This is a genomic window from Burkholderia sp. Bp8984, assembly GCF_003853755.1.
Taxonomy (GTDB): Bacteria; Pseudomonadota; Gammaproteobacteria; order Burkholderiales; family Burkholderiaceae; genus Burkholderia.
The window spans coordinates 1-15,240 of record NZ_QTQN01000058.1 but is presented as its reverse complement, the minus strand read 5'-3'; the positions used below and the strand labels follow the sequence as shown (position 1 = coordinate 15,240).

Genomic DNA, 15,240 nt, shown 5'->3' with positions numbered 1-15,240 from the left:
CTACGCGGAACGATGCTGCCGGCACGACACCGCGAAGTCGCCACGGCGCCGCGCAGCGTTCGGCTCGCTAGCGTTCCCCCTCGATGCACCGCACGATTGCAGCCGCTGCCCGCTGCCCGCTGCCCGCTGCCCGCTGCCCGCTGCCCACCGCCCACCGCCCACCGCCCACCGCCCACCGCCCACCGCACCCCGCACCCCGCACCCCGCACCCCGCACCCCGCACCCTGCGGCCGACGCGGCAATCCGCATCCGCGCATCACCGGCTCATGCGCGTGCCGACACCCGGCGAAATGCATCTCCACTCACTGTAGACGCAACCCCACCTTGATTCCGGATCGTATGAATTAAGATGCAGCCGGCACTTCGGGGTGTCCGGCGTTGGGCGACAGAGGCAGTAAGCAAGCCGTCGTCCGTACCGGAAGCAAAGGCCGTCCGCGCGATCGAACCGGGCGAGGCTCGACGAAAGCGCGGCATTCCATATCCATTGAATGGCACTGCTTATCAATATGCGCGGCAGGTTCGACCTGCTGCACGGGCAAGCACATGCCGTCAATCCAGAACAAGAGGATTGTGATGAAACCCGTTACCTGGACGGCCATGGCCGTCGTTCTCGCGTTGACCGCATGCGGCGGCGACGACGTCTCGACCAAGAGCGGTGCGTCGCAGTCGACACCGACCTCTCCCGGATCACCTTCCGGCCCGACATCGCCCGGTGGCGGCTCGAATGGCGGGCCGACCGGCGGCGGAACCACGCAGCCGCAGGCCGGCTGGTCGACGGCCGTCGCGGTGGACGGCAAGGGGCCGGAAGGCGACCCGAGCGTGACGATCGACGCGAGCGGCAATGCACTCGCCACCTGGATGACCGTCGACCCGGCCAGTCCGTACGGCAACGAAATGTGGGGCGCGCGCTATGTCCCCGGCTCGGGCTGGCAAAGCGCGACGCGGCTCGACACGAGCGACGGTACGCATTCGATGAACGGGTTGACCGGCGTTCCGCCGCAGCTGGTCGGCAATGCGAGCGGCCAGGCGGTCGCGTTCTGGACCGAATGGATGCCGGGCCCCAACACGTACGCATTGTGGGCGCGCCCGTACAGCCCGGGCGCCGGCTGGGGCACGGCGTCCGAACTGGCAGCGGACATGAGCGGTTCGTCCTATACGGCCGGGATCGACAGCCAGGGCAATGCGCTCGTCGCCTGGACGCAGTCGATCAGCCTGCTCGATACGCGCATCGCCTGGACGCGTTATACGCAGGCGGGACAGTGGTCGCCCACGACGCTGATCCAGATGCCGGTGCAGACCGGGCCGGGTGCGGTGACCGGCGATACGGACAACGTGAGGCCGATGATGTCGGTCCTGTCGTCCGGCCGCGCGGTGCTCGCGTGGCGGCAGACCAACCATACGCATTCGGCGCTGTGGACGGCCACGTACGACCCGACCAACGGCTGGACCGACGTCAACCAGGCCGTGTCGAACACGAGCCTGTTTACGACGATCATCTCGCCGGCGGCCGGCATGGACGCGAAGGGCAACATCACGCTGGTGTGGGGGCAGCTCGACGTGACCGGCGGGCATCTCGAGACGACCACGATGGCGCAACGCTTCGTCGCCGGCACCGGGTGGCAGCCGGCCGCGCCGGTGGCGCCGGCGATCACGGAGCCGACCGGCTTCATCGCGACGCCGATGCTGACCGTCAACGACAACGGCATCGCGGCCGTGATGTGGGCGGAGGGCGGCGCGGTGCTGCAGGCGAGCGTGTCCGATGCCGGCGGAAACTGGGGGCCGCTGCAGCGGCTGACGGAACACCTGAACGGGGCGGCCGCCCAGTACCCGCCGCTGGTGATCGACGCGGCGGGCCACGTGACGGTCGCATGGCAGGACACGGGCTTGCCGGGCGCGTCGGCCGTCATCGCGGCCCGCTACCGCGACGGGGCGTGGAGCGCGTCGACGGTGGCGCCACAGAGCGCATCGTGGCCGGCGCTGGCCGTCAACGCGACGGGGTCGATGGCACTCCTCTGGCAATCGTACGTCGCGACTATCGGCAGCCAGCTGCAGTCCAGTTTCTATACCCCGGGCTCGTGATCGCGTTGCACGGGAAACCGAAGGAGAAGCCATGAAGAAGACCTTGCTTTGCACCGTACGGACCGCGCTGGGCGCCGCGGCCGCCGGCCTCGCGCTGGCCGGTTGCGGCACGACGCAGATGAACATGACCGACGTGCAGACATCGACCGCGAAGACGATCGGCCTTGCGTCGTCGGACGAAATCACGATCGCCAACGTGCAGTACGGGAAGAAGAACGGGCTCGGCGGCCAGCAGGTGAGTTACGACGCGACCACCGGCAAGGGACGGCGCTTCACCTGCACCGTGTTCATGATTCCCGGTCTCACGCCGATCGACCGGCCGACGTACAACGACTGGGAATGCCACCCGCGTCGCTGACGCCCGCGCTCTGCCCGCCGCGCGCCTGTCGATCGACGGCGCGGCGGGCACTGCGACGAACCCGCTGTCCACCGCCGCATTTTGGTCCGATAATCGACGAACCGATCCCTTCCTTTCCTGTCGGCTCGAATGAAAACTGCCATGGATCAAGCGGATGCCATCCCCGTCTTCAAGTTTCGTACCACCGACTATCCGGTGCGGGACCGATTCCACGTGTGGGTCAAGGACATGCTCTGCGACTACCGGCTGGACGACGTCGGCGGCTACGGCGCGTTCAACGCGGAAGCGACCGGCGCGGCGCTCGGCCCGCTGATCTTCTCGAGCCGGCGCTGGCGGTCGCGCGCGCCGACCTACTCGGTGCACCGCACGACGCGGCGGATCCGGCTCGACGGCCAGGATTCGATCCGCTTCACGCTGCTGCTGGGCGGGCACCTCACGTGCCGCACCGGCGGGCCGGAGCTGGTCAAGCGCGCGGGCGACCTGTTCGTCTATGACGTCGCGCAGGTCAACGATTGCCGGGTCGAGGCCGGCGACGTGATCAGCCTCGTGGTGCCGCGCTATCTGCTGCCGGCCCATGCGGCGAACGCGCACGGGCAGACGCTGGCCAGCGGTGTCGGGCGGCTGCTCGGCGACCAGATGCTGTCGCTGCACCGCAACCTACCGAACCTGCGCACGCACGAATTGCCGAGCGTCGTGCAATCGTTGCTGCTGCTCATGAGCGCGGCCATCGCCCCGAGCGCACAGGCGTTCGACGAGGCGCGCGGCCCGATCGACACCGCGCTGATCGAGCGCGTGCGGCGCTATATCGACGCGCACCTGCTGGAGCCCGACCTCGCACCCGAGCGGATCTGCCGGGACATCGGCGTGTCGCGGGCGCGGCTTTATCAGCTGTTCAAGGAAGAGGGCGGCGTGATGCGGCAGCTCACGCGCAGGCGGCTGCGTCACGCGTACCACGTGCTCGGCGATCCGCAGCGCCGGCACCAGCGTATCGCGGAGATTGCATGGGCGCACGGCTTTCCGGACGAGAAGTACTTCCATCGGCTGTTCAAGGCCGAGTTCGGCCATACGCCGAAGGAAACGCCGGCATGCGCGGCGGCGCCGGTTCTGCTACCGTTCGGCGCGGACGATGAAAGCCGCTGGGGAGACGGCGGGCGACTGAAGGGGTGGACGCTACCGTTCGGGGTACTCAACAACTGAGCGGATCACGCGTGACGATTCAACGCGGAAGTCGTTCCATTCGTTCCATTCGCGCTCGCACGTCACCCCTCGTTCGCAGCGCTGTCGCCCAGGTCGCCTTCGATCGCGGCCATCAGATCGTCGACGCTCACCATCAGCGCCCGAACCTGCCGCAGCGATTCGTACTGGTGCAGCACCGTGCGCCATGACGGCAGTTCCAGCAGCGCTTGCCAGACGGCGCCGAGGCCGTGCGGATCGGCATCCGTGCATTGCGCGAGCGCGCTCGCGTATTCGAGGCTCGCCGGCGTCGACAGCAACTGCATCCGGCTCGCGGCACCCAGCAGGCGCGGCGCCGGGTCTGCCGACGCATCGCAGCAGTACAGCACTTCGCGCTGCAAGGCCGCGTCGTCGATCGTCAGCGCGCGCAGCGACGCGCCGTGCAGGCGTACCGTGCCTTCGCGCGTGTCGAACGCATAGACGGTGTCCGGATCGGCTTGCGCGAGCAGGCTCAGGCCGCGCAGCAGGCGCGGCAGATCGGTCGTCGCGGCATCCGCGGACGCTTTCGCTTCGACGAGAAACACGACGTGCCACGCGGCCGACGGATCGTCGCCGCGCGCGCGCCCGAGCAGCACCGCATCCCACTCGGTTTTCGCGCGGTCGTGCTTGGCCGGTATCGAGGCCGGCACGCGCATCGACGTGACCACGCGATACGTGCGCTGCGCATCGCTCGCGTCGAGCTGCGCGGCCAGGGCGTCGAGCGCCTGCGCGGCCAGCGCCTCGACGGCCGCGCCCCGCTGTTGCGACGTGACACCTTGCGCGACGGCGAGCGCGCTGCCTTCGAGCGGACCCTGGCGGCTCCATAGCGTGCGGTACTGCCGGACGTCCGGATCCGGCGCCAGCGCATCGAGACGCCGCAGCCGCGCGAGTGCGGCGCTGTCCTTCAGTCTGGCGACGTCCTGTTCGAACGCGGTGTCCGTCGCCATCTCCGGCCGCGCGAGCAGCTGCCGCAGCGCGGCGTCGAGATCGTCCCACGACGCGCCGGCCGCGGCCGCATGCAGCCGCGCGAGCGGCTCGCGTTGCCATGCCTGCGCATGCCGTTCGAGCCGGGCCGGATGCGCGATCGTGTTGACGGCCGAGCGCAGCGCGCGCCGGTCCTGCTCGGCATGCGCGGCGAGCGATGCGTATTCGCGCACGGCCGCCGCGCGATGCCGAAGCACCGCGGCCTGGAAGGCGGGGTCGCCGGTTTGCGGGTCCATCGCGTCGCCGATCATCCGCGCGAGCGCATCGATGAAGCGGCGTTGCAATGCGGGGTCGGGCGTGCGGCCGTCGGCCTGCATCCGGCGCGCTTCCTCGATCGCGACGGCGATGACGACGGCCGGGTTCGCGGCGTCGGCCAGCGACGGCGCGTGCACGCGCGGCGGCAACCGGTAGCGGCGATCGACGGTGCGCAGGACTTCGTCCAGCAGGGCGGGCAACGGTGTCGGCGGCATGGCGAATGACGGAAAGGCACGCGGTTCAAGCGTGACGGGCGTTGTGCAACGGTATCACGCAGCGTCGGCAGGCGGGGCGGGCGCCGCGTTCGTCGCGAGCCGCGCCCGCCGCTGAACGTCAGGCCGTCAGCCCATCAAGCCGTCAGCGTCACCGACAGGCTGCCGAGTTCACCGAAGCGCACCGTCAGCGCATCGCCGAGCGGCACGTCGATCGCACCCGCATACGAACCGGTCGTCACGATCTGGCCGGCCCGCGCGCCGTCGCCGCGCGATGCGAGGAAATTGACCAGCCATACCAGCGGCTTGAGCGGATCGCCGTCCGGATGGCGGCCGTCGATCGTGCGATTCAGCGCACCCTCGAACGACAGCGCGAGCGTCTCGAGCGGCACGTTCAATCCGTCGGGCACGACGGGACCCACGCACAATCCCTGGTTGAACTGCCCGTCGGCGAGCAGTTCGAACTTCGATGCGCGTGCGGGCTCCGCATAGCGGCAACCCAGCACCTCGAGCACGATGCGCACTTCGCGGATCGCGCCGCGCACGTCGTGCTCGTCGTACGGCTGCGCGCGGGCGGGCAGGTCGCGATCGAGCACGAATGCGATCTCCGGCTCGATCCGCACGATCGGGCCGCCGACGACGCGGTACGGCGCATCGGCCGCGCGGATCGTCGACGCGAAGATCGGCGCGACGATCACGCGGTCGGGCGGCGGCAGCGCGCATTTCCATCCGCCGATGGATTCGCCGAGCAGGTCGGCGACGCGATGCTGGATCGCGAGTGCGGTATCGACGTTCTCGGGGCGCAAGGCGTCGGGCAGAAGCGGGCCGGGCACGCCGGCATGGCGGGCGGCGACGAGATGCTGGGCGGCGCCGTCCACGCGTTCGGTAGTCGTTGTCATGTCGGTTGAGCGAGTTGAAGGTGAGCCGGCAAAAAAGGGCCGGACGAAGGTCGTAACGTCGATGATAGCGCCTTCGGCGGCATGGCCGCTCGGCAGCACGGTTCGGCCACCGGGACGGCGCCCCGGCTGCTCCGCGTGGCGCTTTGCCGCACGACCCGCTTTCGGGGAATCTTGATCGCCGTCAACCTTCGAACCGGCCGTCCGCCGATGATGGGCACATGGCCGCGCGCGACCGCGCCCGGCAACTCACCCCAGCGAGGTTCGCATGTACAAGAAGATCATGGTGGCCGTCGACGGCAGCGCTTCGTCGAAACAGGCGCTTGCCGAGGCAGTGAAGGTGGCACTGGCGGGCGACACGCACGTCAGCGCCGTCTATGTGGTCGACAAGTCGGTGCTGTTCACGTACGCGGGCCGTTTCGACCCGCACGCGCTCATCGAGGAAATCCGCGACGACGGGCGCAAGGTGCTGCGTGAAGCCGAACAGATCATCGCGCTGGCCGGCGCGAAGGGCGAAGGCGAGCTCGTCGAAACCGAGAGCATCGGCGAGGACGTCGCGGAACGCCTGCAGCGTTACGTGACGGAGCGTGGGATCGATCTCGCGGTGGTCGGCACGCACGGGCGGCGCGGCATCCGGCGCGTGCTGCTCGGGAGCGTCGCCGAGCGCTTCGTGCGCGGCGCGAAGTGCCCGGTGCTGCTGATTCGCGGCGACGATGCCGGCGAGCCGGCGTCCGCCGCGGCAGCCTGACGCGAGCGCGCGATGATACGTCGCCAGTACCGGATCGTCGTCGCGGCGATCGCCGTGTTCGTGTCGCTCGCGGGGATGATGGCCGTCGTGACCGGGCTGCTGTTCGACACGACGATCGCGCTGCGCGGCGGTGCGATCGCGTTGATCGTCGGCGTGGCCTGCTTTGTCGTGATGCTCAACCCGGGGCCGAAGGGCGAGGGGTGACGCGCGGCCGGCGTCGGTTGTGCCCATGCGGCGCATGCCTGTGACAGGCTGACCGTTCCCGCGCGAAGCCGTAAACCCCGGCATCGCGCGCGTGTCTCGCAGCGCTCGAGGCGTTTTCGAGCGTCGGCAGTTCTGTCAAACTGGCGCCCATGACACCGCGCCTCGCCTCACCGCCTTCCTCCGATTCCGCGCCTGCGCCCGCAGGCTTTCCCGATGCCGACGAACTGGCCGCGCTGCGAGCGTGGTATGCGGGCATGACCGTGCGCCAGGCCGTCGAGCGCTATCTGCCCGATCGTCTTGGCGACGGGCGGTCGGCGCGCGGCGTGATCGGCGGGATTCGTCGCGGCCTCGTGCGCGTCGCGCGGCAGGCCGGGCGACCCGACCTCGCGGAGCAGCTCGGTCATGCCGACAGTGCGCGCATCCGGATGGCGAAGGCCGCGACCGATGCGATCGGCGTGCTGCGCCATGCGCGCGCGCCGGTGCCGCAGATCAGCGACGACGTCGGCTTGTGGCTGCCGGCGCGCGCCGTCGTCGCGCTGCGTGCGCACGGGATCGCGACGCTGGCCGACCTGACCGTGCGGATTCCGCGGCGGCGTCAGTGGTGGCGCGCGATCGCGGGGCTCGGCATGGCGAGCGCACGGCATATCGAGGCGTTCTTTTCCGCGCATCCCGACCTGACCGAGCGGGCGCGCGCGCTGATCGCGGCCACGCCGCGCAGCGGCATCGTGCCGTGGGAGCAGCTGAAGCTGCCGCACGAAGTCGACGGATCGAACGGCACGTTCCGCGCCCCGCGCGCAACCAGCACGCTCGACGCGGACAACGATTACGCGGCCGTGCACGCGTGGCTGTCGCTGCACGAATCGGCCGCGACGCGCCGCGCGTACCGGAAGGAAGCCGAGCGGCTGATCCTGTGGGCGATCGTCGAGCGCGGGCGCGCGCTGTCGTCGCTGACCACCGAGGATGCGGTCGCGTATCGCGCGTTCCTGCGCAACCCGGCGCCGCACGAGCGCTGGGTCGGGCCGGTGCGGCCGCGCGGCGCGCCGGACTGGCGGCCGTTTTCGGGCGGGCTGTCCGCGCGCTCGGCCGCGTACACGCTGTCGGTGCTCGGCGCGCTGTTCCGCTGGTTGATCGAGCAGCGCTACCTGCTCGCGAATCCGTTCGCGGGCGTCAAGGTGCGCGACACGCGCGGCGCGAATGCGCTCGACACGTCGCATGCGTTCACCGAAGGCGAGTGGCTGCTCGTGCGCACGATCGCGGACGGGCTCGAGTTCCGCAAGGACAAACCCTCCGGCGCGCCGCGGTCCGGCTGGACGCCGGCCGCCGCGCAACGGCTGCGCTTCATCCTCGATTTCGGCTATGCGACCGGGCTGCGTGCGAGCGAGCTGGTCGGCGCGACGCTCGGCGACATCGAAACGGACGCGCACGGCGATGCATGGCTGAAGGTGATCGGCAAAGGCAGCAAGGCCGCGCGTGTCGCGCTGCCGCCGCTCGCGCGCACGGCGCTCGACCGGCATCTGGTCGCGCGGCGGCTGCCGGTGACGCCGGCGCGCTGGCGGCCGGATACGCCGCTGATTCCGAGCCTCGCGGAAGACGGCGCGGCCGGCATCACGAGCGTGCGGCTGTGGAAGGTGATGCAGCGGTTCTTCGCGCAGACGGCCGCGCTGGTCGATGACGACAATCCTGCGCTCGCGCAGAAGCTGCGGCAGGCCAGCCCGCACTGGATGCGCCATACGCACGCGACGCATGCGCTCGCGCGCGGCGCGGAGCTGACGACGGTGCGCGACAACCTGCGGCATGCGTCGATCTCGACGACGTCGATCTATCTGCATGGGGACGACGTGAAGCGGGCGCGGCAGATGTCGAGTGCGTTTTCGGCTGACAAATGAGCTGGGGAGCAGGGGGAGCACGGTGCACGAGCGATTGCGCGACGATTGAACGGAACGACACCGCATCGGTGACGGTCAGAACGGTTATTCGATCACGGAGCGCATGAATGGCATCGAGTCAGGGAACCGTCGATTTCGTCGTCGAGCAGATGGCTGCGGCGGGCGCCGTGTCGGCCCGCAAGATGTTCGGCGAATACGGCATCTACTGCGACGGCAAGATGGTCGCGCTGGTGTGCGACGACCGGTTGTTCGTCAAGCCGACGCCCGACGGGCGTGCGTTTCTCGGTGCGTGCGAGGAAGGTCCGCCGTATCCGTCGGCGAAGCCGCATCTCGTCATCGGAGGAGAGCGCTGGGACGACCGCGAATGGCTGTCGACGCTGATCCGGATCACGGCCGCGCAACTGCCGGTGCCGGTGAAGCGGAGCCGATAGCGGTCGGCGTATTCTGTGAACCATGCGCGCTTCCCCCGCGCCCCCGCTGGAGCACAAGAATGGAGACATCCACATACCCGCAAGCCCCGCGCTACGCCCGCCGCGCCTGGCACGCGCTCGTCGCGGCGCTATGCGTCGGCTGGAGCGCGCTGTCGTTCGGCGCGGACGGCGCCGAAGGCGCGGCGGCCCTGCTCGACCGTTACCACAGCCTCGGCGAGCAACTGAAGAACAACCCGTTCCACCGCCCGCTGTACCTCGAATCGTCCGAGGCATCGTCATCGCTGAAGGGCGATATCTACGCGGTCGTCGACTATCCGTTCGCCGTCGTCAACGGCAAGCTGAACGATCCCGCGCAGGGCCCCGCGAACTGGTGCGCGGTGCTGATCCTGCACCTGAACACGAAGTACTGTCACGCGTCGACCGGCGGCAACGGTCCGGTGCTCGACGTGAACCTCGGCCGCAAGATCGAGCAGAAGCTGTCGGACACCTACCGCGTGCAGTTCCGCTACCGCGTGGCCGCCGCGACGCCCGACTACTTCCAGGTCGACCTGACCGCCGACAGCGGCCCGATGGGCACGAAGGATTACCGGATCGCGCTGGAGGCCGTGCCGGTCGGCGCGTCGCGCACGTTCCTGCACCTCACGTATTCGTACGGCTTCGGCACGGTCGGCCGCATGGCGATGAAGACCTACCTCGCGACGGTCGGCAGCGACAAGGTCGGGTTCACGGCCGCGAGCGGCGCGTCGGCTGCGCAGCCGCAATACATCGGCGGCGTGCGCGGCTTGCTGGAGCGCAACACGATGCGCTACTACCTCGCGATCGACACCTATCTCGCGACGCTCGACAAGCCGCTCGACCAGCGCCTCGCGCGCTGGTTCGACGCGACCGAGCAGTATCCGCAGCAACTGCACGAAGTCGAGCGCGGCGCGTATCTGCAGATGAAGGCGCAGGAGGTGCAGCGGCAGCAGACGGCGCGATGACGCCGCCTGCCGCGCGCTGCTCGGCGTCGATCAGTTCGACGCGCCGCCGACCGTGCGAATGCTGTGCCACTGCCCCTGTTCGACGCGGAACAGCGTGTAGGGCGGCTTGATCAGGTCGCCGCGCTCGTCGAACGAAATCTTCCCGGTCACGCCCGTGACCGACACGCCCGGCAGGCTCGCGACGATCTTGCTGCGGTCGACCGAGTCGGCCTTGCGGATCGCCGCGATCATCGCGAGCGTCGCGTCGTACGCAAACGGCGCATACAGCTCGACGTCCTGGTTGAAGCGCGCCTTGTAGCGCTGCGCGAACGCGATCGCCGACGGCAGCTTGTCGAGCGCCGGCCCCGGCTCGAGATCCTGCGTACCTTCGCCCGCATTGCCGGCGATCTTCAGGAACGCATTGCTTTTCAGCGCGCCGGCGCCGAACAGCTGCGCGTGGATGCCGAGCGAGCGCATCTGCTTGACGAGCATCGCGCCCTGTTCGTCGAGGCCGCCGAAGAAGAGCAGGTCGATGTTGTTGCTCTTCATCGTGGTCAGGATGCCGCGGAAATCGACCGCCTTGTCGTTCGTGTATTCGCGGCCGACGATGGTGCCGTGCGCGTCCTTCACGCCTTTCTCGAATGCGTCCGCGAGCCCCTGGCCGAATGCGGTGCGGTCGTCGATGATGCCGATCCGCTTGGCCTTCAGCTGCTCGACCGCGAAGCGTCCGGCGACCACGCCGCCGACGCCGTCGTGCCCCATCGTGCGGAACACGTTCTTGAAGCCCTGCATCGTCAGTTGCGGATTGGTCGAGCCGGGCGTGATCATCGCGACGTTCGCCTGCCTGTAGACGGCCGACGCGGGGATGCTGCAGCCCGAGTTGTAGTGGCCGACCACGCCGACCACGCCGTCGTCGACGAGCTTCTGCCCGACCTGGATCGCGATGCGCGGATCGGCCTGGTCGTCCTGCACGTCGAGCACGAAGCGCACGGGCTTGCCGCCGATGGTCGGGTGTTTCGCGTTCTCCTCGTCGAGCGCGAGCTGCGCGCCGTATTGCAGGTCCTTGCCGACGCGCGCGACCGGGCCCGTCAGCGGGCCGGCGAAGCCGATCTTGACGGTTTCCGGGTCCGCGGCCTGCGCGGACGCGGTGACCGTGCCGATCGAGCAGACGGCCAGCCATGCCAGCCAGTTACGACGATTCATGATGCCTCCTTGCAGTGGTGGAAGTGGCGGCGCGCGTCAGAATCGCGCGGCCCGGTATGGGGTGAGATCCAGCGGCGGCGCGCGTTGCGCGACGAGATCGGCGACGATCCGCCCGGTGATGCCGGCGAGCGTGACGCCGAGATGCTGGTGGCCGAACGCGTGGATCACGCGCTCGCTGCGCCGCGCGCGGCCGATCACGGGCACGCCGTCCGGCAGCGTGGGCCGAAAGCCGAGCCAGCTGCGCGTCGGCGCGCCGAGCGATGGCAATGCCTCGCGCGCGGAGCGGGTGAGCAGCGCGACCAGCGAGCGGTTCATGCCGGCGTCGAAGCCGCCGAGTTCGACGGTGCCGGCCGCGCGCAATCCTTCGTCGAGCGGCGTCATGTAGAACCCGCGCTCGGCCCAGCCGACCGGCCGCGTAACGATCTGCTCGTGCGCGGCGAACTGCACGTGGTAGCCGCGCTCGGTGTCGAGCGGTACGGCGTCGCCGCACGCGGCGGCGAATGCGCGCGAGCGGGCGCCGGCGGCAATCACCACATGATCGAAGCGGCGCACGGTGCCGCCCGCATGCAGGCTCACGCCGTCGCCGACGGGCTCGATCCGTTCGACCTGCGCGCGTTCGAGCGTCGCGCCGCCGGTTGCCAGGTGCGCGAACAGTTCGCCGAGGAACCCGCAGGGATCGGAGAAATGCCAGCTCCCATGGAACAGCACGCCGCGCGTGAAGATCGGCGCGAGCGCGGGCTCGAGCCGGCGGATCGCGTCCGCGTCGAGCGTGTCGAACGGCACGCCGAGCCGGCGCCGCAGCGCGAGCGACGGCTGCGCGGCGTCGAACGACGCCTGCCGTGCGTACAGATACAGGCATTCGCGCGGCCGCACGAATGCCGCGAGCCGCGACGGCGCGAGCAACGGCGCATAGCCGTCGGCGGCGCGCGTCAGCAGCGCGGCTAGCGCGCTCGCGCTGCGCGCGTGATGCGCGGGCGTCGACGCGACCAGGAACCGTGCGAGCCACGGCGCGCCGCGCAGCAGGTAAGGCCCGCGGATGCGCAGCGGGCTGTCGGCGCCGAACAGGAAGTGCGGCATGTCGCGGAACACGGACGGGCCGTTGACGGGCACGCAGCCATACGGCGCGAACGTCGCGGCGTTGCCGAATGATGCGCCATGGCCGACGCCGGCCGGATCGAACAGCGTGACGCGGTGCCCGTCGCGCTGCAGCCAGGCCGCCGCGCCGAGTCCGATGAAACCTGCACCCACGATGGCGATGTTCGCCATGTCACCTCTCCTCCGGCACGCGTGATTCACACAAAGATGGGATAAAGAATCACACAGTAATTTTTTGTGTGCAATCAAAAAGCGATTGTATGGCGCTAGCGTTTACCCGATTTCAAGTCACTGTTTTGACTGACCTTTCCGCTGACGTTTGACCGGAAGGGGATGTCATATACAATCGCGGGGCAGGCTTGAACGGCAGACAAACGCTTTTTGTGTGGATACAGGCGACGAATGGCAGCAGACAAATTTTCCGGCGAGCGCGACGGCGACGCGCCGGCGCAGGCGAAGCGGCCGACCTATGTCGAGGTATCGAGCTCGATCGAGGCGGAAATCCGCAACGGCATGTACCCGCCGGGCAGCCGCCTGCCGCCGCAGCGCCAGCTCGCGACGGAGCTCGGCATCAACGTGTCGACCGTGTCGCGCGCGTACAAGGAGCTGCAGCTGCGCGGCCTCGTGATCGGCAGCAAGCGGCGCGGGTCGCTCGTCACCGGCGGCGCGATGCCGAGCATCGAGCCGGCCCGCGCGTCGCTCGCGGCGGGCAACGGGGTGATCGACCTGACGGTGAACCGGCCGGCGACCGGCGAGTTTCTGACGTGCCTCGCGCAGACGTTCGGCACGCTGCCGGCCGATCCGCGGTTCGCCTCGCTGCAGGAATACCAGCCGCCGCAGGGCCCCGACTGGGCGCGCGCCGCGGGCGCGCAGTGGCTGGCCGCGCCGGGCTTCACGCCGTCGCGCGACCAGGTGGTCGTCACGAGCGGCGCGCAGCACGGGCTTTATGCGGTGCTGAACAGCCTGATCGGCACCGACGGCGTGATCGTCGCCGACCGGCTCACGTATTACGGCCTGAAGGCGCTCGCGCCGGTGTTCCAGTTCGAGATCGTCAGCGCGCCGGCCGACGACGACGGCCTGCTGCCCGACGAGATCGAGCGGATCTGCCAGCGCATGCCCGTCAAGGCGATCTTTGTCGTGCCGAACCTGCAGAACCCGACCGTGACGACGATGAGCCTCGCGCGCCGCATGGCGCTCGTCGACGTCGCGCGTCGCCATCACGTGACGATCATCGAGGACGACGTGTACGGGCCGCTCGTGCGTGACCGGCTGCCGGCGATCGCGGGCTTGTGTCCCGAGCTCACGTTCCATATCGGCGCGACGTCGAAGATCCTCGCGCCCGGGCTGCGCCTCGGCTACCTGAGCTGCCCGCGCGACAGCGTCGCGCTGTGCGCGGAAGCGGTGCGCACCACCGCGTGGATGCCCGCGCCGACGTCGATGCTGATCGCGACGGTGTGGATCGAGAACGGCACCGCCGAGCGGATCATGAGCGCGCAGCTGGCGGAGATCCGTGCGCGCGTCGATCTGGCGCGGGAACTGCTGCCGGCCGGTCACCTGAAGTCGGATCCCGCATGCATGTTCGTGTGGCTGCGGCTGCCGCCGCCGTGGCGGGCCGACGACTTCGCCGCGAACGCGAAGGCGCGCGGCGTGATCGTGATGCCGTCGTCGACGTTCGCGGTCGATCGCGCGGAAATCGAGCACGGCGTGCGCATCAATCTCGCGTGTCCGGCGACCCGCGACGAACTCGTGAACGGGCTGCGCATTCTGGCCGGCACGCTGAAGGGCCGGCCGCGCGCGCTGTTCGGGTCGATCTGACGCGCGCCGTTCGCGCCGAGCCAACCCGCAACGACTTCGACGATCCGCCGCGGCAGCGGCGCTGTGCCGTCACGCAGCGCGCGATATCGCGTGCTGCGGCTGGCGGCTGACGGTTCGCTGCCTGTATCGGGCCAGCCGATGGTGATCCTCACGCCGGGCGTCGGCGAACGGCCCGCATGCCTTGTTCTCACCGGAGCGCGACCGCACCTCGTCCGGGCCCGATTCCTCGACCATGGAGACACGCGCTCACGCGCGTGCCAATCGCCGCGGCGTTCTGGCGTGATTTTCACGACGGGACGATCGCGGGTCGGCGCGACCCATCCCTGCCGGGCCCGGACTGCATCGCAGGATGCCGCGGACGCAACCGCGAACTGCGCGATCGCACGGTACCGCTCTCGAATCCCCAGCCACCGCATCAATTTCCCAGCCTCTGCGCCCAATTCATAAGACGTACAGTTCGCTAGAAATCGCCAATTCGCGCCGAACTGTACTCTTGTGTGCGTATCCGATGTGTGTACTCCGCGCCAACTGTTCTGCTTTTAAGATTCGATCATCAAGTGCACAGTGCCGCAAGCCCAGACGTCACGGGCCGCCCGGCGCATCTTCAAAAGCGAGCCACGGCGATGGAAAAGGCAAAACCGGAGGGAGCAGTCAGGCATCACGACAGCCCGGTCGGCGGGCAGAACACGCGCGCATCGGACGCGCACGGAGGGGCGGCGCGCATGCGCGCGCCGGCGGGGAGCATGCGATGAAGCTCTACGAAAAACTCGCGGACGACATCGAACGCCTGATCCGCCAGGGCGTGTACCGGCACGGCGACCGGATTCCGTCGGTGCGGCAGGCGAGCCAGCAGCACCGGATCAGCATCACGACCGTGCTGCACGCGTACCTGCTGCTCGAAAG

General features: G+C 69.4%; 14 protein-coding genes. 10 read left to right on the top strand and 4 right to left on the bottom strand.

Features of this window, described 5'->3' with window-relative positions; genetic code table 11:
- Positions 1 to 573 precede the first annotated feature (573 nt).
- The 3 genes from DID98_RS34085 (at position 574) to DID98_RS34075 (ending at position 3,634) form a co-directional block, all read left to right on the top strand.
- Positions 574 to 2,079 carry a hypothetical protein gene (locus tag DID98_RS34085; protein WP_124572145.1) on the top strand — a complete coding sequence of 502 codons (1,506 nt, stop codon included), beginning with the start codon at positions 574 to 576 and terminating at the stop codon, positions 2,077 to 2,079.
- A 31-nt stretch (positions 2,080 to 2,110) separates the two neighbouring features.
- Positions 2,111 to 2,437, top strand: coding sequence for a hypothetical protein (locus DID98_RS34080; protein ID WP_044848119.1), 327 nt, complete (start codon positions 2,111 to 2,113; stop codon positions 2,435 to 2,437).
- Positions 2,438 to 2,578: 141 nt separating this feature from the next.
- The gene (locus DID98_RS34075) at positions 2,579 to 3,634 is read left to right on the top strand and encodes a helix-turn-helix domain-containing protein (RefSeq protein WP_124572144.1); all 1,056 of its coding nucleotides are present in this window, start codon (positions 2,579 to 2,581) and stop codon (positions 3,632 to 3,634) included.
- A 62-nt stretch (positions 3,635 to 3,696) separates the two neighbouring features.
- Here DID98_RS34075 and DID98_RS34070 read toward each other — a convergent pair whose 3' ends face one another.
- Complete coding sequence (locus DID98_RS34070; protein WP_124572143.1) at positions 3,697 to 5,103, bottom strand: 3-deoxy-D-arabino-heptulosonate 7-phosphate synthase; 1,407 nt, start codon at positions 5,101 to 5,103, stop codon at positions 3,697 to 3,699.
- Positions 5,104 to 5,237: 134 nt separating this feature from the next.
- Positions 5,238 to 5,999, bottom strand: coding sequence for a 2-keto-4-pentenoate hydratase (locus DID98_RS34065; RefSeq protein WP_044848122.1), 762 nt, complete (start codon positions 5,997 to 5,999; stop codon positions 5,238 to 5,240).
- 265 nt (positions 6,000 to 6,264) lie between these two features.
- Between DID98_RS34065 and DID98_RS34060 the strand changes: the two genes are divergently transcribed.
- The 5 genes from DID98_RS34060 to DID98_RS34040 all read left to right on the top strand — a co-directional run bounded on the left by DID98_RS34060 (position 6,265) and on the right by DID98_RS34040 (position 10,245).
- Positions 6,265 to 6,744, top strand: a complete 480-nt coding sequence (locus tag DID98_RS34060; RefSeq protein ID WP_124485743.1) for a universal stress protein — start codon at positions 6,265 to 6,267, stop codon at positions 6,742 to 6,744.
- A gap of 12 nt (positions 6,745 to 6,756) precedes the next feature.
- Positions 6,757 to 6,948, top strand: coding sequence for a DUF2964 family protein (locus tag DID98_RS34055; RefSeq protein ID WP_124485744.1), 192 nt, complete (start codon positions 6,757 to 6,759; stop codon positions 6,946 to 6,948).
- Between the two features lie 149 nt (positions 6,949 to 7,097).
- Complete coding sequence (locus DID98_RS34050) at positions 7,098 to 8,834, top strand: site-specific integrase (RefSeq protein WP_124572142.1); 1,737 nt, start codon at positions 7,098 to 7,100, stop codon at positions 8,832 to 8,834.
- 107 nt (positions 8,835 to 8,941) lie between these two features.
- On the top strand, positions 8,942 to 9,265 hold the full coding sequence (locus DID98_RS34045) for a TfoX/Sxy family protein (protein ID WP_124572141.1): 324 nt from the start codon (positions 8,942 to 8,944) through the stop codon (positions 9,263 to 9,265).
- 59 nt (positions 9,266 to 9,324) lie between these two features.
- Positions 9,325 to 10,245, top strand: a complete 921-nt coding sequence (locus tag DID98_RS34040; protein ID WP_124521638.1) for a hypothetical protein — start codon at positions 9,325 to 9,327, stop codon at positions 10,243 to 10,245.
- 30 nt (positions 10,246 to 10,275) lie between these two features.
- On the opposite strand, the gene DID98_RS34035 is transcribed toward DID98_RS34040, so the two are convergent.
- Both DID98_RS34035 and DID98_RS34030 read right to left on the bottom strand, forming a co-directional pair.
- Positions 10,276 to 11,427 (bottom strand): branched-chain amino acid ABC transporter substrate-binding protein, encoded by a 1,152-nt coding sequence (locus tag DID98_RS34035; RefSeq protein ID WP_124572140.1) that lies wholly within the window; start codon positions 11,425 to 11,427, stop codon positions 10,276 to 10,278.
- A 36-nt stretch (positions 11,428 to 11,463) separates the two neighbouring features.
- The gene (locus tag DID98_RS34030) at positions 11,464 to 12,693 is read right to left on the bottom strand and encodes an FAD-binding oxidoreductase (RefSeq protein ID WP_124572139.1); all 1,230 of its coding nucleotides are present in this window, start codon (positions 12,691 to 12,693) and stop codon (positions 11,464 to 11,466) included.
- A 231-nt stretch (positions 12,694 to 12,924) separates the two neighbouring features.
- Here DID98_RS34030 and DID98_RS34025 point away from each other — a divergent pair, with 231 nt between their 5' ends.
- Both DID98_RS34025 and DID98_RS34020 read left to right on the top strand, forming a co-directional pair.
- Entirely contained in the window at positions 12,925 to 14,337 is a 1,413-nt protein-coding gene (locus DID98_RS34025) for a PLP-dependent aminotransferase family protein (RefSeq protein WP_124572138.1), read from the top strand.
- A 748-nt stretch (positions 14,338 to 15,085) separates the two neighbouring features.
- Positions 15,086 to 15,240: GntR family transcriptional regulator (locus DID98_RS34020; RefSeq protein WP_124469915.1), on the top strand; the 155-nt coding region annotated here is incomplete at its 3' end.

What these genes read in the sequence shown, in the direction of transcription:
- DID98_RS34055 (WP_124485744.1), top strand. Translation starts at nt 6,757, where the DNA reads ATGATACGTCGCCAGTACCGGATCGTCGTCGCGGCGATCGCCGTGTTC.
- DID98_RS34070 (WP_124572143.1), bottom strand. Translation starts at nt 5,103, where the DNA reads ATGCCGCCGACACCGTTGCCCGCCCTGCTGGACGAAGTCCTGCGCACC.
- DID98_RS34060 (WP_124485743.1), top strand. Translation starts at nt 6,265, where the DNA reads ATGTACAAGAAGATCATGGTGGCCGTCGACGGCAGCGCTTCGTCGAAA.
- DID98_RS34035 (WP_124572140.1), bottom strand. Translation starts at nt 11,427, where the DNA reads ATGAATCGTCGTAACTGGCTGGCATGGCTGGCCGTCTGCTCGATCGGC.
- DID98_RS34050 (WP_124572142.1), top strand. Translation starts at nt 7,098, where the DNA reads ATGACACCGCGCCTCGCCTCACCGCCTTCCTCCGATTCCGCGCCTGCG.
- DID98_RS34085 (WP_124572145.1), top strand. Translation starts at nt 574, where the DNA reads ATGAAACCCGTTACCTGGACGGCCATGGCCGTCGTTCTCGCGTTGACC.
- DID98_RS34025 (WP_124572138.1), top strand. Translation starts at nt 12,925, where the DNA reads ATGGCAGCAGACAAATTTTCCGGCGAGCGCGACGGCGACGCGCCGGCG.
- DID98_RS34075 (WP_124572144.1), top strand. Translation starts at nt 2,579, where the DNA reads ATGGATCAAGCGGATGCCATCCCCGTCTTCAAGTTTCGTACCACCGAC.
- DID98_RS34080 (WP_044848119.1), top strand. Translation starts at nt 2,111, where the DNA reads ATGAAGAAGACCTTGCTTTGCACCGTACGGACCGCGCTGGGCGCCGCG.
- DID98_RS34045 (WP_124572141.1), top strand. Translation starts at nt 8,942, where the DNA reads ATGGCATCGAGTCAGGGAACCGTCGATTTCGTCGTCGAGCAGATGGCT.
- DID98_RS34040 (WP_124521638.1), top strand. Translation starts at nt 9,325, where the DNA reads ATGGAGACATCCACATACCCGCAAGCCCCGCGCTACGCCCGCCGCGCC.
- DID98_RS34030 (WP_124572139.1), bottom strand. Translation starts at nt 12,693, where the DNA reads ATGGCGAACATCGCCATCGTGGGTGCAGGTTTCATCGGACTCGGCGCG.
- DID98_RS34065 (WP_044848122.1), bottom strand. Translation starts at nt 5,999, where the DNA reads ATGACAACGACTACCGAACGCGTGGACGGCGCCGCCCAGCATCTCGTC.